Source organism: Hymenobacter cellulosivorans, assembly GCF_022919135.1.
In the GTDB taxonomy this organism is placed as follows: Bacteria; Bacteroidota; Bacteroidia; order Cytophagales; family Hymenobacteraceae; genus Hymenobacter; species Hymenobacter cellulosivorans.
In genome coordinates, this window is sequence record NZ_CP095049.1 from 3964533 (window position 1) to 3988855 (window position 24323).

Genomic DNA, 24323 nt, shown 5'->3' on the forward strand with positions numbered 1-24323 from the left:
GAAGCCGTCCGTCCTCGGCGCAGTACGCTCCTTGTCTTTTAGCAGAAAGCCCTTTACTCCAGCTGGAGTAAAGGGCTTTTCACGTTAGAAGGCTTTCTATATTCCTGAGGACGGATTGCCACAGCTGCGCCTCGTAACGACAAGTGTTGTTGAACGTCAACTCATCCCTTCACCAGTTCACCGCTTCTTCTGGCTGAGCTGGTTTTGGAGTTGAAAGGTGACTTGCTGGCAATCAGCAAACTTCTGCTCGGCCTGGTGCAGCGCTTCTTCCGTGGTGGTAAGCTTCTGGTACAGAAACAGAATGCAGCCCAGGGACACTACCAGGGCAATCAGGTAAATCGTGTTTTTCATACAAGTCTGATTATCAAAAAGAAAAGCCCGTCGATTTGACGGGCTTATTCTGGTAAAAGTAAAGCAGGCCCGGCGTGCTTAGATAGCCGTGTTCGGGTCGAACTGCTCCAGGTAATCAGCCACCTTGCGCACGAACATGCCGCCCAGCGAGCCGTCGACCACGCGGTGGTCGTAGCTGTGGGAGAGGAACATGAAGTGCCGCACGCCGATCAAATCACCCTGGGGAGTTTCAATCACGGCCGGCTTCTTCTTGATAGCGCCCACGGCCATGATGGCCACCTGGGGCTGCATGATGATGGGCGTGCCCATCACGTTGCCGAAGGAGCCCACGTTGCTGAGCGTGTAAGTGCCGCCTTCCAGATCCTCGGGCTTGAGCTTGTTGGCCCGGGCCCGCGAAGCCAGATCATTCACCCGCTTGCTCAGCCCGTTGAGGTTGAGCTGGTCAGCGTTGTGAATCACGGGTACAATCAGGTTGCCCGAGGGCAGGGCCACGGCCACCCCGATGTTGATGTCGCGCTTCTTGATGATGTAGTCCCCATCCACCGACACGTTGATGTTGGGGAAATCCTGAATGGCGCGGGCAACAGCCTGGATGAAGATAGGCGTAAAGGTCAGGTTTTCACCCTCGCGCTTCTTGTAGGCGTCCTTATGCTTGTTACGCCAGTTTACGAGCTCAGTCACGTCGGCCTCGACAAACGAGGTAACGTGGGGCGAAATCCGCTTCGAGTCGACCATGCGCTGGGCAATCATCTTGCGCATGCGGTCCATCTCGATCAGCTCGTTGTTGCCGTTCACCGACGGGGCGGGCTTGCTGGCCACGGTAGCCGGAGCAGCCTGGGGCTGAGCAGCGGGAGCCGGAGTCGGGGCAGCCTGAGGCTGAGCAGCGGATTGAGTAGCAGCCGGAGCCGAAGCTGCCGGGGCGGCCTGCGTTAGGGGCTGCTTGCCGTTTTCCACGTAGGCTAGGATGTCCTGCTTCGTTACGCGGCCTTCCTTGCCGGTACCGGGCAGGTATTCCAGGTCGGCCATCGAAATGCCTTCCTGGCGGGCAATGCTCAGCACCAGGGGCGAGTAGAAGCGGCCGGGCTGGGCTACAGCAAGGCGCTGGTCGGCCTGTGGGTCGTTTTGCTCGGGCAAGTAAGGTACGCTCACTTCAGCCCCGTTCAGCGAAGGAGCGGAAGCTTCCTGGGGCGCGGCGGGGGCAGCCGTAGATGTTGGCGCACCAGCACTGGCTACGTCGGTTTCAATTATGGCAATGGGGGCACCCACCGCGACTACCTGGCCTTCCTGGACCAGGATTTCCTGCAGTACACCAGCGTAGATGGCGGGAACTTCGGTATCTACTTTATCGGTGGCCACTTCCAGCACCGATTCGTCCTGCTCGATGGCGTCGCCGACTTGCTTGAGCCATTTCAGGACAGTGCCTTCCATAATGCTTTCGCCCATTTTGGGCATCACCATTTCCACTCGTGCCATGCGGTTGTTGGTTGTTGGGGGTTGTTGGGTGGGAGATTGAGGCCTCAAAGGTAACAGAAACCACAAAGCAGAGCGCGCCTTCCCTGAACGCCTGTTAGTAGTTCTGCCCTAGAGGTTCCCAAAATCCTGGTTTTAGTGCTGCGGCAGGCTCTGACGCAGCAGGTTCAGCACGCTGGTCGTAGCGTATTCGATGTTGAGCTGCCGGCCGCGGTTGAAGGTAATTTTGCGGGCTACCGTCTGGTGTTCATCGGCGTAGGCCAGCCAGAAGGTACCCACGGGTTTTTCCTCGCTGCCGCCGTCGGGGCCGGCAATACCGCTGGTCGCAATAGCTACGTCGACGCCTAGGCGCTGCCGGGCGCCTTCAGCCATTTGCCGCACCACTTCTTCGCTCACCGCACCATGTGCAGTTAGGCTTTCGGTGCTTACACCTAGCTCTTTGACTTTGATATCATTATGATACGAAACGATGCTTCCTAAAAAGTAACGGGAGCTGCCCGCCACGCTCGTCAGCTTGTGGGCCACGTAGCCGCCGGTACAGCTTTCGGCCGTGCCCAGCGTGAGGCCCCGCTCCAGCAGCAGCTGGCCTACGGCGGCTTCGAGTGGTACCTCGCCCTCGGCAAAAATATAGTCGCCGAGCAGGGCGCGCAGCTCGGGCATACGGGCTTCCATGCGGCCGCGCAGCTCGGGCTGACCGTCACTGGAGCCCGTCAGGCGCAGGCGTACGCCGCCCAGGTAGGGCAGGTAGGCCAGCTTCATATTGGCAGGCAGGGCATCTTCCCAGGTAGCTATTTTTTCGGCCAGAAACGACTCACCCAGGCCGACAGTCTGGACGACGATGTGCTCGATGGGCGGGGTCTGGAAGTGGCGCTTGAGGCGGGGCAGTACCGTATCGGTCATCATGCGCTTCATCTCGAAGGGCACGCCGGGCATGCTCACGAATACCACGCCCTGGTCCTCAAACCACATGCCCGGCGCGGTGCCCACCACGTTGCGCACCGGCGTGCAGGAAGCGGGCAGAAACGCCTGCTGCCGGTTGACCTCCATCATGGGCCGGTTGAAACGGGCAAAGATGGACTCCACGTCGCGCAGGGAAGCCTCGTTAAGCACCAGCTCGGTGTGGAAGTATTCGGTCAGAATGTTCTTGGTCAGGTCGTCCTTGGTAGGGCCCAAGCCGCCGGTGATAAGTACTACCCGGGCCCGGGTCCGGGCCGCATCCAGGGCCTGCACAATCTCGTCGGCGCGGTCGGAGACGCTCGTAATCTGGCGGACCCGGATGCCGAGCTTGCCCAGCTCCTGGCCCATGAAGGCGGAGTTGGTATCAATGACCTGGCCGTAGAGAAGTTCGTCGCCAATAGTAATGATTTCAGCGTCTGGAATGAGGGACATATGGACGGAGTTAGGAAGGAGAGGGAAATTGATGCAATTTGGGGCCAACGCGGATAAGACGCTCACTAAGGGCCTCAGGTTTTTCGCTTTTTCCACCACTATGTTGCGTTTTCGCATTCTCGTTGCGGCCCTGGCTCTGTCCCTGGCCAGCACCCACGTAGCCCAGGCTCAAACCAAGACCACGGCTAAAACTACGACCACCAAGAAAACGACGGCCAAAACGCCGGCTAAGACGACGGCGAAAACCCCGGCCAAAACCACCACGACCAAGACAACCACCAAAACGACTACGCCAGTCGTGGTGACGCCGCCGGCCCCGCTCACGCTACCTGAGGCTACTACCGGCCTGCGCGAGGCTTTGACCCAGAGCATTGCCCGGGCCACTGACATTGCCGGCTCCACCGACGGCTTCAATGCCAATGCCGACATCCGCATTCCGTTTCCACCCGAGGCGGAGCTGGTTTCTACCACGCTGCGCGGCCTGCGTATGGGTGCCCTGGTCGACAACTTTGAGCTGGCCCTAAACCGCGGGGCCGAGGCCGCCGCCGCCCAGGCCAAGCCCATCTTCCTGGGCGCCGTGCAGAACCTGAGCTTCGCCGATGCCATGGCCCTGGTCACTACCCGGGAGCCCGACGCGGCCACGCTTTATCTGCACAAAAACACCGAGCCCCAGCTTGTAGCGGCCCTGACGCCCATCGTGCAGCAGTCATTGGAAAGAACCGGCGCCACTAAGCTCTACAAGGAAATGGTGGCCCGCTACAACAAGATTCCGCTCGTGACACCCATCAACGCCGACCTGACGGCCTACGCCACTCAGAAAACCTCCGATGGGCTGTTTACGCTCATGGCCGAGGAGGAAGGCCGCATCCGCCTGAATGCCGCCGCCCGCGGCTCCGACGCGCTGAAGCGCGCCTTCGGCAAGTAGGAGCCAACTGTGTGCGTCGAGGGAAAAGCCCAGCCGGTCGATTAAACCAGCTGGGCTTTTTTCATTCCAAGCTTCGGCCCGCCAATTGGAGGAAATTGGTCTGGTTTGTGTTTTACGGCTAGAGCCGGTCGGATTGGCCGGGCATTTCGCTCCTGCGCACCATGAAAAAGAAAGCTTCTCTTCTGCTCGTTCTGGCCGGTTTGGCCTGTAATTTTTCGGCCTCGGCCCAAGGCATCGACTTATCCAAGATTGGCCAGATTCTGACCAACAGAGTGGGCACCGCCGCCAAAACCGGTACCACCACGACCTCGGGCAGCGTAAGCCAGAACGAGGCCGCTATGGGCCTGAAAGAAGCCCTGACCCAAGGCATTACCAAAGGCGCGGACCAGGCTTCCCGGCAGGACGGCTTTTACCTGAACCGGCTTATCCGGATTCCTTTCCCGCCCGATGCCCAACGCGTGGCTACCTCGCTGCGGGCCATCGGTCTGGGTTCCCAGGTCGATAAGTTTGAATTGTCGTTGAACCGCGGGGCGGAGGATGCGGCCAAAAGCGCCAAGCCAATCTTTTTGTCGGCCATCAAAAGTCTCACGTTTAAAGACGTGTGGGGCATTCTGACCGGGGAAAAAGATGCGGCCACCAACTACCTCAAGCGCACCACCACCTCCCAGCTGACCACGGCCTTTAAGCCCATCATTCAGCAGTCGTTGGATAAGGTCAACGCTACGCGCTACTACACCGACCTGACCACGCGCTACAACATGATTCCGCTGGTGAAGCCTGTGCAAACCGACTTGAACCAGTACGCCACCGACAAGGCCATTGGTGGCCTGTTTACCCTCATTGCCCAGGAAGAAGCCAACATCCGCGAAAATCCCGTGGCCCGCACCACCGAGTTGCTGCGCCGCGTATTTGGCGGCAAGCAGGGGTAGTTTGGTTGTTCGTTATTCGTTGCTCGTTCTTGAGAATGAGCATAAAAAGGCCCGCCTGAAGAGTTTCAGGCGGGCCTTTTTTGGTTGGCTCGTAACGGGCAGGACCTAATAACGGACAACTGCCAACCAACAACCAAGCTTAATAGTCGTCGTCATCCGAGTAGCGGGAACCCCGGCTACTGCGGGCGCTACCAAACGTATCATCGTCATCATCATCGGCGAAGTCATCGTCGTCATCCAGGCTGGCGAACCCGCTGCCATCCGGATCTTCGGCGGCTTCGGCCGTGGTGTACTCTTCCTCCGTCATGCTGGCCAGGTCCAGGGCCTCGTCGTGGGAGGAGCCCGTGTCGCGCCACATCAGATAATCGGCATACTTGGCGCTAAGGCGGTCCTCGTCGTTGCCGCGGGTTTTAGTGCCGCCGGTTTTGGCGAAAGTATCCAGCTCATCGTCATCGTCGAGGAAGTCGTCGTCGAGGTCGTCGTATTGTTTCATGGCCTTGTCAGGGGCAGTAAAGTGGGAAAAGATGAATAAACGAACGAAGCAGGTCCGGCTGCGAAGATACGGGCGCAGCAACCGCAGGTTGGACTTGCAAGGTAAAAATCAGCAGGAAAATTCCCGGCTCACCAAGCTTTTTTGCCCGCCAGACAGGATACGCTTGAGCTCCCAAAAAGCCGGTTATAGCGTCGGTAAGGGCGTTATGGTCTGTAACATCGAGTTTTATGGCAGTGGTCAGTGGGTCCTAGCAGCGCCCTTTGAGCTTGCCTTAAGGCCATAAACCTGTAAGTCGGGAAAGCTGCTCCGAGGCGCCGTTAGCGGGCCGCTTTGGCCCCAAAATCCGTCACGCTGAGTTGTTGCTGGCAGAAGCTATACTCCTCGGGTACATTGGAGCTGACAATAACCAGCCGGCCCGCCACGGTGGCCGCCACGTGTTCCAGGTACCATTCCACGCCGGTCCGGTCGAGGTTGGTGGTGGGCTCGTCGAGCAGGAGCAGGGGTGTATCGGCGTAGAGGGCCAGGGCCAGCTTAAGACGCTGCTTCATACCGCTAGAAAAGTCCCGCACCATCTTGTGGCGCGACTTTTCCAGGTACATCAGCTCGATGAGTCGGGCAGGCGTCAGGCCCGGGCGCAGAGGCTTGAAGCGGGTATGGAACTGCAGCAGCTCGGTTAGGGTCAGCTCCTCGATGAGCTCCAGGTAGGGCGCGCAGTAGGCCAGGCGGCGGGGCACGTCTTCCACGGCTACGGGCTGACCCTGCCAGGAATACGTCAGGGTGCCCTCAGTAGGCAAAATCTGGCCGGAAAGGGTGTTGAGCAGGGTGCTTTTACCCGAGCCGTTGGGCCCCAATACGGCCGTGGCGGTGCCGGGCCGGAATACGTGGCTCAAGCCCCGAAAAATCCAGTCCCGTACGAAGCGTTTGCCCAGCCCGCTTGCTTCAATCTGCACCGTTGCCGTTGCGGGAATAGCCCTTGATTACGCCCCGGCCCGAGTTGCGTACAAAGTTCACTACTTCGTCGCGCTCGGGCGAAGGCAGCAACTCCAGCTCAATCTTGTCGAGGGCGTCGTTGTTGTTCAGGCCGCTGAGGAAGAGCAACCGGTAGAGCTGCTGAATCTCGCTGATTTTCTGGTCGGAAAATCCCCGGCGGCGCAGACCGATGCTATTGATGCCGCTGTAGGTGAGCGGCTCCCGACCGGCCTTCACGAAAGGCGGCACGTCTTTGCGCACCAGAGAGCCGCCCGAAATCATGGCGTGGGGGCCTACTTTCACAAACTGGTGCACGGCCGAGGTGCCACCGATAATGGCGTGGTCTCCGATTTCGACGTGGCCAGCTAGCTGCACGCTGTTGGCCAGCACGCAATGGTTGCCGATGATACAGTCGTGGGCTACGTGCACGTAGGCCATCAGCAGGCAGTTGCTGCCCACGATTGTCTTGAGCCGGTCCACAGTGCCGCGGTTTACCGTCACGCACTCCCGAATAACGGTGTTGTCGCCGATGTGCACGGTGGTTTTCTCGCCGGCAAACTTGAGGTCCTGGGGCATGGCGGCAATCACGGCGCCGGGAAAAATCTTGCAGTTCTTGCCAATGCGGGCCCCCGACATAATCGTCACGTTGGGTCCAATCCAGGTGCCTTCCCCGATTTCCACATCCTTATCAATGGTCGTGAAAGGCTCCACCACCACGTTCTGGGCGATTTTAGCTTCGGGGTGAATGTAGGCGAGCGGCTGGTTCATTCAGGGGGGAGTTAGGCTGAAGAATGAATACTTATGAATGGGGCGTTTGTTCAAATAACGTGCGCAAGAGCTACACATTATCCATTCTTAAGTATTAATAAGGAAGTACATCTAGGCGTCTTTGCGAACAATGGCCGCGCTCATCTCCGCTTCCATCACCACTTTACCATTGACGAAAGCCTGGCCTTTCATCTTGGCAATGCCGCGCTTGATGGGAGACAACAGCTGACAGCGGAAAATGATGGTGTCGCCGGGCTTCACCATTTTGCGGAAGCGGCAGTTTTCGATGCCGATAAAGTAAGGCGTGTAATTTTCGGGGTCGGGCACGGTGTTCAGCACCAGGATGCCCCCGGTCTGGGCCATGGCCTCTACCTGGAGCACACCCGGGAAAACCGGATTGCCGGGGTAGTGCCCCGTGAAGAACGGCTCGTTGATGGTCACGTTCTTGATGCTGGTCACTGTAGTGCTATCCAGGTGAATCACCTTGTCGATCAGCAAAAAGGGGTAGCGGTGGGGCAGCACCTGCATGATCTGGTTGATGTCCATCACCGGCTCCCGGTTCGGGTCGTAGCTCGGCACGGGGGAGGTGTTGGCCTCCATCATCTTCTTCTTGATCTTCTTGGCAAAGGCCACGTTGGCCGCGTGCCCGGGCCGGGCCGCCAGGATCTGACCTTTCAGCGGCCGGCCTACCAGGGCCAGGTCACCAACCAAATCAAGCAGCTTGTGGCGGGCCGGCTCGTTTTTGTAGCGCAGGTCCACGTTGTTGAGGATGCCTTCCTTCTTGACGGCCACCTTGGGCTTGCCCAGCATCGTAGCCAGCTCGCTCAGCTCCTCGTCGCTCACCACCCGGTCGACGACCACAATGGCGTTGCTCAAATCACCGCCCTTAATCAGGTTGGACTTGTAGAGGGCTTCCAGCTCGTGGAGGAAGCAGAACGTGCGCGAGCTGGAAATTTCGGCCGTAAACTGCGTAATATCGGTCAGGGAGGCGTGCTGGGAGCCCAGCACCGGCGAATTGTAGTCCACCATTACCGTCAGCCGGTAATCGTTCAGGGGCAGGGCGGCAATTTCCACGGCCCGGCCGTTGTCGACAAAGCGGATTTCCTCAGGAATCTCGAAGTAGTTGCGCAGCGCGTTCTGCTCCTCCAGGCCCACTTCCATCAGGGCCTTGATGAACTCGTAGCTGGAGCCGTCCATGATGGGCGGTTCGGGGCCGTCGAGCTGAATCATCACGTTATCAATCTGCAGGCCCACCAGGGCGGCCAGCGTGTGCTCCACGGTATTTACGCGGGCCCCGTTCTGCTCGATGGTCGTGCCGCGGGAAAGGTCCACCACGTTGTCCACGTCGGCATCCACGACGGGCTGCCCGGGCAAATCGATGCGCTGAAACTTGAAGCCATGATTTACCGGCGCGGGGCAGAAGGTCATGTTGGCCGAAACGCCGGTGTGCAGGCCAATGCCGCTCACGGTTACTGGCGCCTTAATGGTATGTTGCTTGTCGTTCATTGGTAGAGTTGGCCGTTGTCAGTTGTCCGTTGTTAGCTACCGGATAGTCTCGAATAGAACTGTCCTGACAACTGACAACAAGCAACTGACCACTAAATAGGGCGCAAAGCTAGGACTTTTCCGGCGTGGATGAGGTACGCTCCAAGTCGCTGAGGCGGCGCTCCAACTCGGGCAGGTGGCGGAAAATGGCGTTGGCTCGCAAACTGTCGCGCAAATTGAAGGCTGGGGAACCCTGCAGCAGCACGCCCTCAGTCTTGATGGACTTGCCCACGCCCGACTGCGCCGTAACCGTCGTGCGGTTGGCCAGGGTGAGGTGGCCGGCAATACCGGTTTGGCCGGCCAGCACGCAGAAATCCCCGATTTTGGAGGAGCCTGAAATGCCCGACTGCGCCGCTACCACGGTGTGGCGGCCGATTTCGACGTTGTGGGCAATCTGCACCAGGTTGTCGATTTTGGAGCCTTCCCGGATGATGGTCGAGCCCATGGTGGCGCAGTCGATGGTGGCGTTGGCCCCGATGCTGACGTTGTCTTCGAGCACTACGTTGCCGATCTGCGGGATGGTCTTGTAGGAGCCGTCGGGCTGGGGCGCGAAGCCAAAGCCGTCGGAGCCGATAACGGCGCCGGCGTGTACGGTGCAGCGGTTGCCGATGACGGTTTCAGCGTAGATCTTGGCTCCGGCGTAGATAATGGTGCCGTCGCCAATCACGCACCGGTCGCCGATGTAGGCCTGGGGGAAAATCACCACGTCGCGGCCGATGCGGCAGTCCTGGCCGATGTAGGAGAAGGCCCCGCGGTAGTGGTTGTCGCCGATAACCGAGCCGGCACCGATAAAGGCGGGCTCTTCCACGCCGCGCCGGCCGGTGCGGGTGGCCTGCTGGTAAAATTCGAGCAGGGTAGTAAAGCTGGTGTACGGGTCGTCGACGCGGATCAGGGCCGGGCCAACGGGCTGTTTCAGGGCCAGGGTTTTGCTCACAATGACGGCCGAAGCACCGGTCGTATACAGGTGGGGCTCGTACTTGAGGTTCGACAGGAAGGAGAGGGCCCCGGCCTGTGCTTCTTCTATTTTTGCCAAGCGGTCAATGCGCTGCGAGGCGTCGCCTTCGACGACCCCGTGGAGCACTTCCGCAATCTGGCCTACCGTAAATTCCATTGCGCAAAAGTAGAGAAAAGTTGGTGCTTGGTTTTTAGGGCTTGGTGCATCGGGTTTTGGCTTTAGCCCAACATTGACGGAGTTGGTTCTAATAGCCAGATCCTAAGCACCAAGCGCCCAGCACTTGCGGTTAATGGGCAATTTCCTTGGGATAACAGATATAATGCTTTTCTACGCGCTGCCCTAGCGCTCGGATGTTGGGCAGGTCCGAGGCTTCGGCCACGTTGACCACCCGGCCGCTCTTGGTCAGCACGTCGATGGTGTCTTTGCCGGCCGCGTCGTAGGCGTTGTTGCTGATGCGTCCGGCCAGCATGAGCTGGCTGGCATCCTGGGGCGAAAGCCCAAACTTCTCGGCAATGAGCTCAATGACGCCCAGGCCCAGGTCGTCGTCGAAGGGCTCGGTCTGCAGCAAAATCTTGAACAGCTTGCGGTCCAGCATGCTGCGCGACATATAGCTGAGCACCTTATCGGGGTGGCCGGCCCACATTTTCACCGCGCTCCAGACGTCCGTGTCATCGAGCTGCACGAAGCGCTGCAGGATACTCTCGTCCTGGGAGAAGTTGAGGATGCTGACCGGCTTGGCCAGGAAAAAGTGCAGGTCGGGCGAGGCGGGCACCTCGTGGCCGGAGCGCACCAAATCCCGGGCCCGCTGGATGATGCGGATAATCATCTGCTCGGCGCTGGTCACGGTTTTGTGCAGATACACCTGCCAGTACATCAGGCGGCGGCTCACCAGAAAGTTCTCGATGCTATACACGGCTTTTTCCTCCAGCACCAGCTTTTCATCTACTACCGTGAGCATCTTGATGAGGCGGTCGGCGCCGGGGCGGCCTTCCTGCACGCCGGTGTAGAACGAGTCCCGGTTGAGGTAGTCGAGGCGGTCCATGTCGAGCTGGGAGCTGACGAGCTGGTGAAAAAACGGCCGTTCGTAGGTGCCCTGGAAGATGCGGATGGCCAGATCCAGGGCCCCGTCGTGTTCCTTATTGAGCTTCTGCATCAGAAACAAGCTGAGCTGCTCGTGGGGCACCTCGTGGAAAATAGCGTGCTCCAGAGCGTGGGAGAGGGGCCCGTGGCCGATGTCGTGGAGCAGGATGGCAGTCAGGGCCGCTTCGCCTTCCCGGGCCGAAATCTTGACGCCTTTGTCTTTGAGCGTGCGCAAAGCCAGGGTCATCAGGTGCATGGCGCCCAGGGCATGGTGGAAGCGGGTGTGCAGGGCGCCCGGGTATACAAAGCCGGTAAGGCCGAGCTGCTGAATCCGGCGCAGGCGCTGAAAATACGGGTGCTCAATCAAGTCGAACAGCAACTCGGTGGGCACCGTGACAAAGCCGTAGACCGGGTCGTTGAAGATTTTCTTTTTGTTCAAAGGAGGGAAGCTGTAGCGCGAAGCTGCAGCCTCGCGGGTCGTTGAACGTCGTTGTGGTTGGTCCGCTTTTTTAGCCGCGCTACGCGAAGCAGAAGTTGCGCGCGACGGACATACGGTCCCCAAATCAACAATTTTTAACTTCTTTACGGCGGAGTTCGGCGGCCGAATATCGGATTGCCGTAATTTTTCAGAACCAAAAACCGGGTATTGGGAGTAAAGCTACTTACGAAACGTCATTTGCAACCTGCTTACGCCATTCGTCCTCTTTGAGGCCTGACCCCGGTGCCGAGCTGAATTGCCCGAATGTCCCCTTTCTGAAACGCCGGGCTTGAAGCCGGGCGCGACCTTTTCAAGATTCCCAAGACCCCAATATGCAACGTTACTCCATCCTCTGGGCCGACGACGAAATCGACCTGTTGAAACCCCACATTCTCTTTCTGACCGAAAAAGGCTACGACGTAACCGGCGTCAATTCCGGCGCCGACGCTATTGAGCAGGTGCAGGAGCAGAATTTTGATATCGTGTTTCTCGACGAGAACATGCCCGGCCTGACCGGCCTCGAAACCCTGACCGAAATCAAGGCGGCTAAGCCCACGCTGCCCGTCATCATGATTACCAAGAGCGAGGAAGAGCACATCATGGAGGACGCCATTGGCTCCAAGATTGCCGACTACCTCATCAAGCCCGTTAATCCGAACCAGATTCTGCTCAGCGTCAAGAAGGTGCTCGACAACAAGCGTCTGATTTCGGAGAAAACCAACAGCAGCTACCAGCGCGACTTCCGCCAGCTCGGCATGCAGCTCGGCGACCGGCTCTCGCCCTCGGAGTGGGCCGACGTGTATAAGAAGCTGGTGTTCTGGGAGCTCGAAATCGACGAAACCGAGGGTAAGAGCATGGCCGAGGTCTTCAACATGCAGAAGGACGAGGCCAACAACTACTTCTCCAAGTTCATCATGGACAACTACGAGGAGTGGGTCAACAACGAGGCCGACGACGCGCCCATGATGTCGCACGAGTTGTTCCAGAAGCGGGTGTTCCCCTTGCTGAAGGAAACCGGCGACACCCCGGTCTACTTCGTGCTCATCGACAACCTGCGCTACGACCAGTGGAAGATTCTCGAGCCCATCATTGCCGAGCTGTTCACGGTGGACCAGGAGGAGATGTACTACAGCATTCTGCCTACCACCACGGCCTACGCCCGTAACGCCATCTTCTCGGGCATGATGCCCGGCGAGATTCAGAAGAAGTACCCCAACCTGTGGGTCAACGACGACGACGACGAGGGCAAGAACCTGAACGAGGCCGAATTCATGGAAATCATGTTCCAGAAGGCCAATCAGAAGCACAAGTTCAGCTACAACAAGGTTACCAACCTGCAGGCCGGCAAAGACCTGCTGGGCAAGATGAGCAACCTGCACAACAATTATAAGTGCAACGTCATCGTCTACAACTTCGTGGACATGCTCAGCCACGCCCGCACCGACATGGCCATGATTCGGGAGTTGGCCGCCGACGAGTCGGCGTACCGCAGCATCACCCGCTCGTGGTTCCTGCACTCGCCCCTGTATGAGATGCTGCAGCAGATTGCCGATAAGAAAGGCAAGCTCATCATCACCACCGACCACGGCACGATTCGGGTGAAGCGCCCCTTTAAGATTGTCGGCGACCGGAACACCAACACCAACCTGCGCTACAAGCATGGCAAAAACCTGGGCTTTACCGACAAGGACGTGTACGTGGTGCGCAAGCCGGAGCGGATTTTCCTGCCCCGCGAAAACGTGAGCACCGCTTACGTCTTCACCCTGGGCGACTATTTCTTCGCCTACCCCAACAACTACAACTACTACGTGAACTACTACAAGGACACGTTCCAGCACGGCGGCATCTCTCTGGAAGAGGTGATTATCCCGTTCATTACCCTCACGCCGAAAGGCTAAACGGTACGAGAATCCAGTTGAAAGGGGAGCTATAGGTGTATGGCTCCCCTTTTTGTATACTTCTGCCCGCAATTCACTATAGGATTCCGCTCGTTACGGCAATGCGGATAATACAGCAGCAAGAATTAATTTTTAAACGGGTCTGATACGGAAGTATGCCTTCCGCCCGGCTTTTTACTCCTTTGTATGAAGACTACGCCTATTGCCCTTAGCCTTGGTGGACTTGTGGGCACAACTCTTTCCATGCCGGCTTATTGCCAAGCTCTGCCCAGCCCGGCGCTACTCACCGTGCAGGTTGAAAAGGTAATTACTGCCTTTGCCATTAATTACCTGGGAGCCAGTGTAGGACAAGAGCGCCGATTGGGCAGCAGTGTCACCTTTCTTTATGGTCTGGGCGCTCATTACTCGTACTACTCCACCGGTTTTCCTATCGGCGGCACCCGCTTTCTGAACGTCCTTGACCCGGTCTTTGGCCGAGATTATAGCACTGGTGGTATCACTCCTTACGCTTTCGGTGAATTCCGGCTGTATCATACCCTGTTTCATCGGGCTAGCGCGGGCAAAGACATCCGGCACAACGCAGCCAACTATTTCGCCCTGTTTGGGGAACAGCCGCTGGCGAAGAACAACCTCGTTGAGGTGCCCAACCTGGCTATAGCCTCCGTCGTGGGCCTGAAATATGGGCTGCGGCGCAGCCTCGGAGCACATCTATCTGTTGATGGCAGTGTGGGCATAGCCAACAAAATCAGCCGTACCCAGCACACCCTGCTGCCCCGTCTGGACTTGGGCGTTGCCTGGCAGCTGTAACGGATAAGGCGTAGCGGGTTCGGAATTTGAATACATTCGTAGCGGCGGGTCTCTTCGAATACTCGCCGCTAGTTGGCTGTGTTATAAACTGATGTGGATGAAGAATATACTGTATTGCAGCCTGTGTATGCTGATGGCTGCCTGCACTTCACCCAATTCCAAAGCAGGGCCGGATAGTAACCTGAAGCAAAGCCACAGCCCGACGGTTACGCACAAAACCAAGCTCACCAATTTCGCGGTTATACCTTCTATTGATCCGGACCCAATATCCGATGCCGAGCTAGACCAAGTCGCTGACTTGCTGCAGCTGTGCGTGACGGAATACAATGTAAAGGCCGAACGGGATTTCAGAGCCAAGTCAGATCTGCCTTACCCCAATGGCCACCTTTCCATCTTTCTTGCGGAGTATCGCAAGCAGTTGGTGGTCAGTGTAAATAGTAAAGGGGTGAAAACCGTATGGGTTAATTGCTTTTGCGAGTCGGTTTATGAAGACTATCCAAACTGGAAAAAGGAGATTAACCCATTGGATGTTAATGGAGGGGGCCTCTGTTATTTTAACGTCAGGCTGAATCTAACGGAAGGAACCTGGGGTAAACTGGACATCAACAGCATTATATAATAAAAGGCTGCCCTTCGAGCAGCCTTTTATTATATAATTGCTTTTTGAGCCATATCTGCTTGTCGGCAATAAGCGGTATTTGCTTACGCTCTACTTACCAACTATTTGTTTGTGGTGAACAACTCCCCAAGCCGCTAAATCTTCGATAATGGGTTGTAGCGTTTTGCCATGTTCTGTAAGCTCATAGTGAACCGTTATAGGTTGCGTATCTAAAACGGTCCGCTTTATCACCTGGTTTAGTTCCAGCTCCTTTAATTCTTTGCTCAACATTCGGTTGGAAATTCCGACGACATCATTCAAAATATCGGAAAACCGTCGTTTAGTGAAACAGCAAAGCGAGGCAATAATAGCAATTTTCCATTTGCCGTTCAGCACGTCCATGGAGTCCTGAACCGTTCTCATTAGGCGCTTACGAGTAGCTTGAAAGTCTTCTTGTGGCGACATGGCTATGTTACTTGGTTACACCGGTGTAACGGTTATTTTCGATTACAAAGTTACTAAACGGAACCAAGGCAGTCTACCTTTGACCCGTCAACTAACCAATCTTTTTCAATATGAGTCTGACAGGGAAAAATGCAGTTATCTGCGGAGGAACTACCGGTATTGGTTTTGCTGCCGCCCAGGCCTTTCTCACGGCAGGGGCGACGGTTTGGATAACCGGCCGAGGGGAAGGAAACCTACAGGCCGCGGCCGCAAAACTCAATAGTCCTAACCTAAGAACCGTTGTAGCCGACACCTCCGGTCTGGCCGGTATTGCCGCGTTAGAACAAGCCGTGCAAGAAAGTGGCGCTGCTATTCATGTGCTGCTGTTAAATTCTGCCATCGTGGGTATAAAGTCGATTGAGCAGACTACGGAAGCGGAGTTTGATGCCCAATTCAATACCAACGTGAAGGGACATTACTTTACGTTGCAGAAACTGCTTCCGTATCTGGCGGATGGGGCATCCGTGTTGTTCACTTCTTCGGCTTCCGCCACCACGGCCAGCCTGAACACGAGCGTGTATGCGGCGACCAAAGCAGCCTTAAACAAAATCGCAAAGATTGCCGCCAATGAACTGGCAGGACGAAAAATTCGCGTAAATGTCGTTAGCCCGGGGCCGATTGCAACCGAATTATTATTAACTGTACCGGGAGAAGTGTTGAGCCATTTTGCCGCATCTACGGCCTTACAACGATTAGGTCAGCCAGAGGAGCTTGCAAAGGCATTGTTATTTCTGGCCTCAGATGATGCCAGCTTCGTCACCGGCACGGAACTTCTTGTAGACGGCGGATTGACCAATTACGCTTATAAATAAGAAAGGGCAGCACACTTGGGCTGCCCTTCTTATTAAGTACAATCCCAGTGAGCGGAGTACTTATGCTGATACGGAAACTGCACTTCCGTTTCCTCGGCACCCTGCCAAAGCTGGTGCAGCGCGGTTCGGGTCTGCGTGCGGTGCTGGCCCCAGTGCCGCTCACGAGAGGATCGGCTGGGCTGGTAGAGTTGGTACGAGAAGCTGCTGTAAAGCCGGCTGCGGCCGTGCTGCCGGGCCGTCCAGGCCCAGCGCTTTTTGGGTTGTTTCATCTGAGTTGTAGGTTGGTACCTACAGCTCGTGACAAGTGGTGCGGTGGCGTTTCATGGGTGAAAGCAGAAGCCTTAGTTGACGGTTGGCGGGTACGGGCGCTTAGTGGTGATGAGCACCAGGCCATTGGCGGCGCGGGCACCACCAATAGCCGTGGCTGCTCCTCCCGTTAGTACTTTTACTTCCTTGATATACTTGGCTGGAATAGCATCCGGTGTAAAGGTTTCCGGCATTGGGCGGCCGTTCACCACGCACAATGGCTTGGTTGGAACAGGCAATTGAGCGCAAATAATTCGTGGGGGCTGCTGCTGGGCCGAGTCGCCTTTTGTCGGACGGGACTGGCTAAATGCTGGGGTGTGTGCCTGGGCTACGAGGCTGAAAAGCAGGATGCCGGCAGTCAGGAGTTGGGTAGGATGAGCCATTGGGGATAGAGGTAAACTGTATGGACTGAATTAAGCGGTAGGAAGCCTATTGGTGAGGCCTCTGCCTGCTCTGATGCCGCCGTAGAATAGAATCCACAACAGTACGGATAATATTTATTTTACAAGCGCAGGCTGTCCGCATTCGGGTTGCCCGTCGTAGCTTACACGGCCTTTACCTTACGCCCGCATGCCTTACTCCCTGTTCCTCTTCGATTACGACGGCACACTGTGCGACACCCGCCAGGCTATTCTTCACGGCTTTGAGCGCACCTTCGAGCATTACCAGGTGCCGCAGCCGGCTCCCGAAACGGTATACTCAATGATAGGTCGGGGCTTGGTGCTGGGCCAGATGCTGCATGAACTGCGGCCGGAGCTCTCGGCTGCGGAGCTGGAAGAATGGGTCATTACCTACCGCCGGATTTACGCCCGGGAGGCCGAGCCGCTGGTCACGCCCTTTCCCGGAGCCTACGATTTATTTGCCCAGCTCACGGCCCGGGGCGTGCTGATCGGGGTGCTCAGCAACAAGGGCGCGGCGGTGCTGGAAGCTTCCCTGGCTCAGCAGGGGCTGCTGCCCTTCGTGGCCCTGGTTATCGGCGACGGGACCATGCCGGAAAAGCAGCTGGCCAAAAAGCCCGACCCCATGGTGTTTCACGAGGTGGTGCTGCCCCGCTTCCCCGAAGTGCCCACCGACCGGATTCTGATGGTGGGCGACACCACCGCCGATTTGCAGTTTGCCCGCAACAGCCGCATTGATTCCTGCTGGGTCACCTTCGGCTTTGGCGACGACGACCAGTGCCGGGCCCTGCACCCCACGCACACCGTGAGCCACCTGCTCGAAATTCCGGCCCTGCGCCGCATCCGGGCCTAATCGGCAGCTTTATACGTTTTCCCAGTTCAGCACCGCCCCGGCGCGGTGCTGAACCGCATTGTCGCGGTCTGGCATCGCAGTATTGCGGCTCGGAGTCGCAATGTCGCGGCTCGGAGCCGCGAAGTCCCGATGAGGAGTCGCAGTGAGGCCAGGGACAGAGAAGTGGTGAAATGCATTTCGCCGATTAGGCGGCGCAGGCGGCAGACCGAAATCTATTTCGGGGGCAGGGCCTCCCAGGGGCTGGAAACGGGGTTTGGCAAGCTGGCACCGGGTTTGGAAAAAGGAGGATAGCACTAGTCCTTCACCCTAACCGCTTGTCAGTCATGCACAATATTGATCGGACCCTCCAGGAGCTGGAGTCGAGCGCCACAACCGGCGAGTACGAGAATAGCTTCGAATTTGAAACCCAAGGCGAGTACGGCCAGGAAATGGGGCAGGAGTTCGGGCACGAGTTCAGCCAGGAGTTCAATCAGGAATTCAGCGGCGAAGCCAGCCAGCAGGAAAACCAAGAGCTGGAAATGGCTTACCAGCTGCTCGAAGTCAGCAATGAGCAGGAGCTCAATCAGTTTCTAGGCGACCTGGTGAGCAAGGCCGCCAGCGCCGTCAAGGGTGCCGCCTCGAGCTTCGTGGCCTCGCCCGTGGGCAAGAGCGTGGGCAACTACCTCGTGGACGTGGGCCGCAACACCCTGCCTCAGCTCGGCGCCCAGTACGGCGGCCAGGCCGGCGGAGCATTGGGCAGCCGGGCCGGTGCGGCCCTGGGCGGGCGGCTCGGGCCCCTGGGCGCCAAAGCCGGGGGCTGGCTCGGCAATCAGGCCGGGCAGGCGGCAGGCCGGGCCGTGGGCGGCTGGGCCGGCACCCAAGCCGGCAACTGGCTGGCCAATAACGCCCAGCGCGTCTTCAACCTCGAATTTGAAGGCCTGAACCCCGAAAGTCAGGAGCTGGAAATTGCCCGGGCCTACGTGCGCTTCGCCTCCGACGTGAGCCGCCGCGCCGCCCGCCTGGCCCGCCAGAACCCCCGCCTGACCCCGGCCCAGCTCGGCCGCCAGGTGCTGGGCGTCTCGGTGCCCCAGCTGGCCCCGGGCCTGACCGAAGGCATAGCTCCCGCCGCCCCCAGCTCGCCCGGCTACGGCAGTAATAGCAATGGCAATGGCAATGGCTCGGCCCAGCCCAACCGCGGTACCTGGGTCCGCCGCGGCCGCACCCTGGTGCTCTACGACGTCTGAGCGGCGGTGCAGTAGTGAAAAGTGAAGTTGTGAATAGCAGTGCGGCCCGCGCCATCAGACTATCCGGCTTCCATTTCACCACTTCCAGATTCACCATTTCACAAATTCACCATCTCACCCCTTCACCTTTCGAACCATGTATAACAACGAGTTTTCACAGGAATTTGAGCAAGCCCTCGGCCAGGAGCAGGAGTACGGCAGCTCGCAGGAAACCTTTGAGTTCAACCCCGAATTCATGGGCGAAACCAGCGGCGAGTCGTACGAAATGAGCGGGGAGCTGCACGAAACCCAGGAGCTGGAATTGGCCCACGAGCTGCTCGAAGTCAGCAATGAGCATGAGCTGAACATGTTCCTGGGCAAGCTGATTAAAGGCGCCGGCCGGGCCATCGGCAACTTCGCCAACTCGCCCATTGGGCGCAGCATCGGCGGGGCCCTGAAGTCGGTGGCCAAGGTCGCTATTCCGCTGGCCGGCAAGGCCCTGGGTACCTTCGTAGGCGGCCCGGTGGGCGGCATGATCGGGGGCAAGCTGGGCTCGATGGCCAGCAACCTCTTTGAGCTGGAGCTCGAAGGCCTCAGTCCCGAGGACCGGGAGTTTGAAACGGCCCGGGCCTACGTGCGCTTTGCCAATGCCGCCGTGCGCCGCGGGGCCACCCTGCAGCGGCAGCGCCCCGGCGTACCAGCTCCGGCGCTGGCCCGCACGGCCCTGAGCCAGGCCGCCCGCCAGTACGCCCCGGGTTTGCTGCGCAACCGGACTCAACCCACCCGCGGTGCCAACGGCCGCTTTATCAGCCCCAATGGCGGCAGCAGCCGGCGCGGCCCCGGCCGGCCTTACGGCGTGCCCTTTGCCCAAACCGGCTACGCCGGCACCGGCGGCGGCAACCTGAACGTGAACGGCAGCTTTGCCCAGACGCAGCCGGGCCCCGACGGCCCAGGCGGTGGCGACGACGACAGCTTCAACTTCGACCCCTCGGGCTTTGGGCAGGATGCCAGCGGCGGCGCCGACCAGGACTACGCCCCCATGCCCACCGGGCGCGCCACCCGCGGCACCTGGATGCGCCGGGGCCGGACGCTCGTTATTCAGCTCTGAGCTATGCGCCGCGCCGCCGATACGCAGTTTCTGGTGAACGAGGCCCTGGCGCTGTTCAGCCGCCTCCAGACGGTGCGCTCCTTCACGCTCAACATGCCTATGGTGCTGGCGGCGGCCGTGTCGGCCCCGGCCCAAACGGCCATCAACGCCCACCTGGCCCGCATAGCCTTCGATTTGCGCCGCCGCCTCAAGGAATTTATCCGCTGGATACGGGCCGAGGAAAGCCAAAACCTGACTACGGCCCAGGCCCAGGCCAAATTCGTGCTGCTCAAGCTGCGCTTCAACAACCTGCTCGACCAGGTCGACATTTTTGCCGACGTGCTCAGCCAGCGCGGGGAGCACGGCACGGGCACCTGGCTGGCGGGGCTGGACGTGCTGGCCGAGGACGCGCTGTGTTTGCCGGGGCACTACTACGACCCGCCGCCCTTGATCTGCTTTGTGGAGCGGGGGCACGGGGCGGCCATTCGGCGGGCCCGCACCCGCCTGCCCGGCGGCGACGACAACCCGGTGGGCGTCATTCAGATTCCGCGGGAGCGAATGGTGGGCAGCGGCATTGCCTCGTCGCTCATTCACGAGGTGGGCCACCAGGGCTCCGAGCTGCTGGAGCTGACGACCTCCCTGCGGGCCGAGCTGGACAAGGAAGCCGCCAAGGGCGGGCCCGAGCAAATCGGGTGGCTCTTGCTCAACCGCTGGCTCAACGAAGTTCTGTCCGACTTCTGGGCCCTGGGCCACTTGGGCATCGGGGCCACCTACGGGCTGATGAGCGTGGTGAGTTTGCCCAGCTACTTCGTTTTCCGCATCGGTACCGACGGGCCCCACCCGTTTCCCTGGATTCGGGTGCGCCTGAGCCTGGCCCTGGGCGAGGCCCTCTACCCGCACCCGCAGTGGGCTGCCCTGACCCGGCAGTGGGGCGACCTGTACCCAACCGCCGGGCTGACGGCCAGCAAACAGCGCCTCATTGAGCTGCTGGTGAGCCTGCTGCCGCGCTTTGCCCAGCTCGTGCTCAACCACCGCTCCAAAGCGTTGCGCAAGCAGCGCCTGGCCGACTTGTTTCCCGTGGCCGAGCGCCAGCCCGCCCAGCTGCAGGCCCTGTTTCGGCAGTGGCAGCAGCAGCCTGAGCTGCGCGAGGCGGCGGCCCCGTCCCTAGTGTTTGCCGTCATCGGGCAGGCCCGGGCCGATGGGGTGCTCACCGCGCCCCAGGAATACCAGCTGCTGACCCGGCAGCTCACCCGCTGGGCCCTGAACCGGGCCCGCACCTACGGGCAGCCCCCGGCCCCGCGTCTGGGGGCGCCTACTTCTCACTCTTTAACTTCCTAGAATCCATGAACCGCGAACTAAGCCTCGACGCTTCCCATGTTTCGCTCGGCGACAACTCAGTGCTGACGCTGGAGCTGAGTGCCGAAAGCCCAGGCGGCACCGTGCAATCGGCCCTGAATGCCCAGGGCGGCACTATTCTGCTCACTTTCGATAACCTGACCACCGACCACGACCCGGTAAAATTTCACTTTGTCTACTCCATCGAAGCCGACAACCGCCTGAAAATTCGGCTGCGGGACGGGGACAGTCCCCTGGGAGGAAGCTTGTTTGACCGGATCAAGCTCAAGAGCGACTCGGTTTCGCTGCACAACAAGCAGGCCGTCGACATTATCTGGAGCCTCAACGAGTGGGACGAAGCCGGCACCTACCTCGTGAAAGGCGACGTGGACGGGGAGAAGCAGGACTTCGGGCCCGTGAAGCTGGTGGTAATGGACGGCGAGGCCGACCGGCCGGTGCGCGTAAGCCTGGGTGAAGCCAAGCGGGAGGAAACCAACGACCAGCCCCTGTGGAGCCTGATCCGGCACCGCACCGTCGACTTTAACCGCTACCGGGCCTTTATCGACAGCGTGCTCTGCGCCCACAACACGGACCAGGCCAAACGGGACAAGCTCTCGGGCGCCACCAGTGGCCGCCTGTTTGTGCCCTTCAACCGCCTGGCTTCCTACTCCATGCTCAAGGCGGCCACCGAGCTGTATCTGATGCAGGAAACGGGGTTGGCCCCCGAGCCCAAGCAGGAGGGCAGCGGCAACCTGAACGTGCTGCCCCGCCGCCACGACTCGTCCGAGTCGCGCCGGTTGGGAGGTAGCACGTTTAGCCCCAGCGAGCTGCGCGAGGAATACCTGGAGCAGCTCGAAAACGAGGAAGGCAAAGTGCTGCCTTACTTTAAGCTGATCCGGGAAAAGCTCGCTGAAGTGCCCCTCAAGGACACGGCCGACCTGGGCCCGCTGGGCGCCGACGTGTGCTACGGTATTCTCAAGTCCAAGCTCCAGGCCCCGCCGTTGATGGAGCTGATCTGGTCGTACTGGCACGAGGAAGGCGGGCTGGTGCAAACCATGAACGCCATCAGCCTGCGCTTCCAGAACGTGCGCCAGGGCGGCCCTGGTCAGGACCCGCTGGCCAACCTGAACCTGGACCCCTTGCGCCCCTTGAATAACCTGTTCTGGGGCTATATCGAGGACGAGCGGTTCCGGCTGAGCATGAACCGCCGCAACCTGGAGTACCGCTACGAGTACGGCTTCGGGCTCATTGGGCGCGGCATTCAGGACATTCCGGTGGCTGAGTCGCGGGCCTTTTTCCTGCGCGGCTTCCACAGCCTGCTGCGGGCCGCCACCGAGTTTTACCAGCAGGCCAACTTCACCACCGTCATTCCCGACGGCTTCCCGATTCTGAACCACCTGCGGGAGGTGCACCTAACCCTGGCCGAGGGCGCCCACAACCAGTACGGCGACCTGCCCTGGACGGCCCGCTCCGAAATGCTGGTGCAGCAGTGGCTGCTGGCCCGGCCCGAGGTGCGCGAGTTCTTGGGGGGCCGCATCATGGTGCCCTACACCGAGGCCTGGATGGACCGCGTCGACAACATGAAGCAGCTCCAGGGCTGGAACCCGGCCAACATCAGCCACTTCCACGACCTGGGCGCGTTTGGCGAGCAGCTCTTGCTGAGCATCCGCTACGGCTCCTGGAACAGTCCCGGCGTGGGCGCTACCAATGCCGCCAACTGGGCCTACTACTGGCGGGAGGAAATTCAGCGCTACATCCACGCCTACAAGGCCGTAACCGGGGTAGACCTGGCTTCCGACATCGTGGATGCCCGCCTGAACACGGCCGACAACGAGGAGCGCTACCTGCAGCCGGCCCAGCTCATTGAGCGGCAAACGGCCATGCAGCACCAGCAGCTGCGCCGCCGCGGGCAGTTGGCCCCGGCCCGCGTCAATGCCCTGGCCCCCAACCTGCCCCAGGGCGTGGCCGTGCCCCGGCGCAACGTCCTGCCCGGGTAAGGTGTCCGCCGCGCGGGCCGGCTGCCGCCTGGTAGTCGGCCCGCGCGACGGGCTTGTCGTTGTGGGGCCCATGGTTGACTTTACTTCTGCGCTGTACTTAGGTCCGCCGCGGCTGCAGCTGCCCGCTGGCTTGCCCCTGACCACGGGCCGGCCGGCGGCGTTGCAGGAACCCGACTGGCACCGGCGGGTGGCCGGGGAAGTGGCGCGGCGGCAGGGCCTGGAAACCGGCCTGCTGGCGCCCTCAACGCTGCATCTGTTCTGGGACGTGCTGACGCTGCTGCCCCGCTCGGGCGTGGTTTTTATTGATAAAACCATGTACCCGGTGGGGCAGTGGGGTGCGGCCCGGGCCGTGCTGCGGGGCTTGCCCGTCGTGCCATTTTCGGCGGCCAACCTGCCCGCCCTGGCCCGGCAGCTGCACACCTACCGAGCGCAGGGCCGCACGCCCTGGCTGCTCACCGACGGCTGGCGACTCAATGGTGCAGGTCCGGCCCCGCTGGCCCGCTACTTGCAGCTGCTTTCTCCCGATTCGGCCTCCGCGCTGCTCGTTGATGACACCCAGGCCTTCGGGGTGTTGGGGGCCCGGCCCTCGGTCCGGCAGCCGCTGGGGCAGGGTGGGGGCGGCACGTTGCCTTATCTGGGCGTGCGGCACCCCCAGGTTCTGACCATTACTTCCCTGGCCAAAGGGCTGGGTGTGCCCGTGGCCGTGCTGGCCGGCTCCCGGGCGTGGCTGCGTCACTACGAGCAGTGCAGCACCGTGCGGGTGCACACCAGTCCGGTGTCGGGCTGGCACGCGGCGGCCGCGGCCCAGGTGCTGCAGCACGACGCTCGCCACGGTGAAGCGGCCCGGCACCAGCTGACCCGGCATATCGGGCAGTTTCGGCAGGACCTGCAGGCCGCCGGGCTGCGGCTGCGGGGCGGGTGGTTTCCGGTGCAAAAGCTGGTGCTGCCCCGGGCCTCGGCCAGCCTGGGCCTCTACCAGCTGCTGCGCGAAGAAGGTTTTCAGGCCCTGCTGCTGGCTGATGCGGCCCGGCCTACTGTGCCTCAGGTGGCCTTCTGCCTGCGCGCCGACCACCGCCCCGCCGACCTGCGCCGCCTGACCGGGCTGCTGGCCGCTCAGGCCCGGCGCCCCGATTGGTTTTCTGTTTCTCACCGCTCTACGCTGCTGTTGCCATGA

Annotated in this window: 24 protein-coding genes; 12 read left to right on the top strand and 12 right to left on the bottom strand. The window is 60.0% G+C overall.

Annotated elements, in window-relative coordinates:
* Positions 1-177: 177 nt before the first annotated feature.
* The 3 genes from MUN80_RS16710 to MUN80_RS16720 all read right to left on the bottom strand — a co-directional run bounded on the left by MUN80_RS16710 (position 178) and on the right by MUN80_RS16720 (position 3210).
* Complete coding sequence (locus tag MUN80_RS16710) at positions 178-351, bottom strand: hypothetical protein (protein WP_244714608.1); 174 nt, start codon at positions 349-351, stop codon at positions 178-180.
* Positions 352-429: 78 nt separating this feature from the next.
* The gene (locus MUN80_RS16715) at positions 430-1824 is read right to left on the bottom strand and encodes a dihydrolipoamide acetyltransferase family protein (RefSeq protein WP_244714609.1); all 1395 of its coding nucleotides are present in this window, start codon (positions 1822-1824) and stop codon (positions 430-432) included.
* Positions 1825-1956: 132 nt separating this feature from the next.
* Positions 1957-3210, bottom strand: a complete 1254-nt coding sequence (locus MUN80_RS16720; protein ID WP_244714610.1) for a competence/damage-inducible protein A — start codon at positions 3208-3210, stop codon at positions 1957-1959.
* Between the two features lie 100 nt (positions 3211-3310).
* Between MUN80_RS16720 and MUN80_RS16725 the strand changes: the two genes are divergently transcribed.
* Positions 3311-4135 (top strand): DUF4197 domain-containing protein, encoded by an 825-nt coding sequence (locus tag MUN80_RS16725; protein ID WP_244714611.1) that lies wholly within the window; start codon positions 3311-3313, stop codon positions 4133-4135.
* A gap of 161 nt (positions 4136-4296) precedes the next feature.
* Positions 4297-5064, top strand: coding sequence for a DUF4197 domain-containing protein (locus MUN80_RS16730; RefSeq protein WP_244714612.1), 768 nt, complete (start codon positions 4297-4299; stop codon positions 5062-5064).
* A 139-nt stretch (positions 5065-5203) separates the two neighbouring features.
* Here MUN80_RS16730 and MUN80_RS16735 read toward each other — a convergent pair whose 3' ends face one another.
* The 6 genes from MUN80_RS16735 to MUN80_RS16760 form a co-directional block, all read right to left on the bottom strand.
* Positions 5204-5557, bottom strand: coding sequence for a hypothetical protein (locus tag MUN80_RS16735; RefSeq protein ID WP_244714613.1), 354 nt, complete (start codon positions 5555-5557; stop codon positions 5204-5206).
* A gap of 317 nt (positions 5558-5874) precedes the next feature.
* A complete protein-coding gene (locus tag MUN80_RS16740; RefSeq protein ID WP_244714614.1) occupies positions 5875-6507 on the bottom strand; it encodes an ABC transporter ATP-binding protein in 633 nt (210 codons plus the stop codon).
* The gene (gene lpxA, locus MUN80_RS16745) at positions 6497-7294 is read right to left on the bottom strand and encodes an acyl-ACP--UDP-N-acetylglucosamine O-acyltransferase (RefSeq protein WP_244714615.1); all 798 of its coding nucleotides are present in this window, start codon (positions 7292-7294) and stop codon (positions 6497-6499) included. Before lpxA ends, MUN80_RS16740 begins: the two co-directional genes overlap by 11 nt.
* A gap of 111 nt (positions 7295-7405) precedes the next feature.
* Complete coding sequence (locus MUN80_RS16750) at positions 7406-8800, bottom strand: bifunctional UDP-3-O-[3-hydroxymyristoyl] N-acetylglucosamine deacetylase/3-hydroxyacyl-ACP dehydratase (RefSeq protein WP_244714616.1); 1395 nt, start codon at positions 8798-8800, stop codon at positions 7406-7408.
* Positions 8801-8909: 109 nt separating this feature from the next.
* Positions 8910-9950 (bottom strand): UDP-3-O-(3-hydroxymyristoyl)glucosamine N-acyltransferase, encoded by a 1041-nt coding sequence (gene lpxD / locus MUN80_RS16755; protein WP_244714617.1) that lies wholly within the window; start codon positions 9948-9950, stop codon positions 8910-8912.
* 130 nt (positions 9951-10080) lie between these two features.
* Positions 10081-11313, bottom strand: a complete 1233-nt coding sequence (locus tag MUN80_RS16760; protein WP_244714618.1) for an HD domain-containing protein — start codon at positions 11311-11313, stop codon at positions 10081-10083.
* Between the two features lie 371 nt (positions 11314-11684).
* On the opposite strand from MUN80_RS16760, the gene porX reads away from it, so the two are divergent.
* The 3 genes from porX to MUN80_RS16775 all read left to right on the top strand — a co-directional run bounded on the left by porX (position 11685) and on the right by MUN80_RS16775 (position 14676).
* Complete coding sequence (gene porX / locus MUN80_RS16765) at positions 11685-13250, top strand: T9SS response regulator signal transducer PorX (protein ID WP_244714619.1); 1566 nt, start codon at positions 11685-11687, stop codon at positions 13248-13250.
* 186 nt (positions 13251-13436) lie between these two features.
* Positions 13437-14057 carry a hypothetical protein gene (locus MUN80_RS16770; RefSeq protein ID WP_244714620.1) on the top strand — a complete coding sequence of 207 codons (621 nt, stop codon included), beginning with the start codon at positions 13437-13439 and terminating at the stop codon, positions 14055-14057.
* A gap of 97 nt (positions 14058-14154) precedes the next feature.
* Complete coding sequence (locus MUN80_RS16775) at positions 14155-14676, top strand: hypothetical protein (RefSeq protein ID WP_244714621.1); 522 nt, start codon at positions 14155-14157, stop codon at positions 14674-14676.
* 90 nt (positions 14677-14766) lie between these two features.
* On the opposite strand, the gene MUN80_RS16780 is transcribed toward MUN80_RS16775, so the two are convergent.
* Positions 14767-15120 (bottom strand): winged helix-turn-helix transcriptional regulator, encoded by a 354-nt coding sequence (locus MUN80_RS16780; protein WP_244714622.1) that lies wholly within the window; start codon positions 15118-15120, stop codon positions 14767-14769.
* Positions 15121-15230: 110 nt separating this feature from the next.
* On the opposite strand from MUN80_RS16780, the gene MUN80_RS16785 reads away from it, so the two are divergent.
* On the top strand, positions 15231-15971 hold the full coding sequence (locus MUN80_RS16785) for an SDR family oxidoreductase (RefSeq protein WP_244714623.1): 741 nt from the start codon (positions 15231-15233) through the stop codon (positions 15969-15971).
* Positions 15972-16003: 32 nt separating this feature from the next.
* Here MUN80_RS16785 and MUN80_RS16790 read toward each other — a convergent pair whose 3' ends face one another.
* On the bottom strand, positions 16004-16240 hold the full coding sequence (locus MUN80_RS16790) for a hypothetical protein (RefSeq protein ID WP_244714624.1): 237 nt from the start codon (positions 16238-16240) through the stop codon (positions 16004-16006).
* A gap of 72 nt (positions 16241-16312) precedes the next feature.
* Positions 16313-16660 (bottom strand): hypothetical protein, encoded by a 348-nt coding sequence (locus MUN80_RS16795; RefSeq protein ID WP_244714625.1) that lies wholly within the window; start codon positions 16658-16660, stop codon positions 16313-16315.
* A 187-nt stretch (positions 16661-16847) separates the two neighbouring features.
* Here MUN80_RS16795 and MUN80_RS16800 point away from each other — a divergent pair, with 187 nt between their 5' ends.
* The 6 genes from MUN80_RS16800 (at position 16848) to MUN80_RS16825 (ending at position 24323) form a co-directional block, all read left to right on the top strand.
* On the top strand, positions 16848-17528 hold the full coding sequence (locus tag MUN80_RS16800) for an HAD family hydrolase (RefSeq protein WP_244714626.1): 681 nt from the start codon (positions 16848-16850) through the stop codon (positions 17526-17528).
* A 323-nt stretch (positions 17529-17851) separates the two neighbouring features.
* Positions 17852-18751 carry a hypothetical protein gene (locus tag MUN80_RS16805; RefSeq protein WP_244714627.1) on the top strand — a complete coding sequence of 300 codons (900 nt, stop codon included), beginning with the start codon at positions 17852-17854 and terminating at the stop codon, positions 18749-18751.
* Between the two features lie 136 nt (positions 18752-18887).
* Positions 18888-19838: a hypothetical protein gene (locus tag MUN80_RS16810; protein ID WP_244714628.1), complete on the top strand. Its 951-nt coding sequence runs from the start codon at positions 18888-18890 to the stop codon at positions 19836-19838.
* A gap of 3 nt (positions 19839-19841) precedes the next feature.
* A complete protein-coding gene (locus tag MUN80_RS16815; RefSeq protein ID WP_244714629.1) occupies positions 19842-21155 on the top strand; it encodes a hypothetical protein in 1314 nt (437 codons plus the stop codon).
* 5 nt (positions 21156-21160) lie between these two features.
* Positions 21161-23149, top strand: a complete 1989-nt coding sequence (locus tag MUN80_RS16820; protein WP_244714630.1) for a hypothetical protein — start codon at positions 21161-21163, stop codon at positions 23147-23149.
* Position 23150: 1 nt separating this feature from the next.
* Positions 23151-24323, top strand: coding sequence for an aminotransferase class I/II-fold pyridoxal phosphate-dependent enzyme (locus MUN80_RS16825; protein ID WP_244714631.1), 1173 nt, complete (start codon positions 23151-23153; stop codon positions 24321-24323).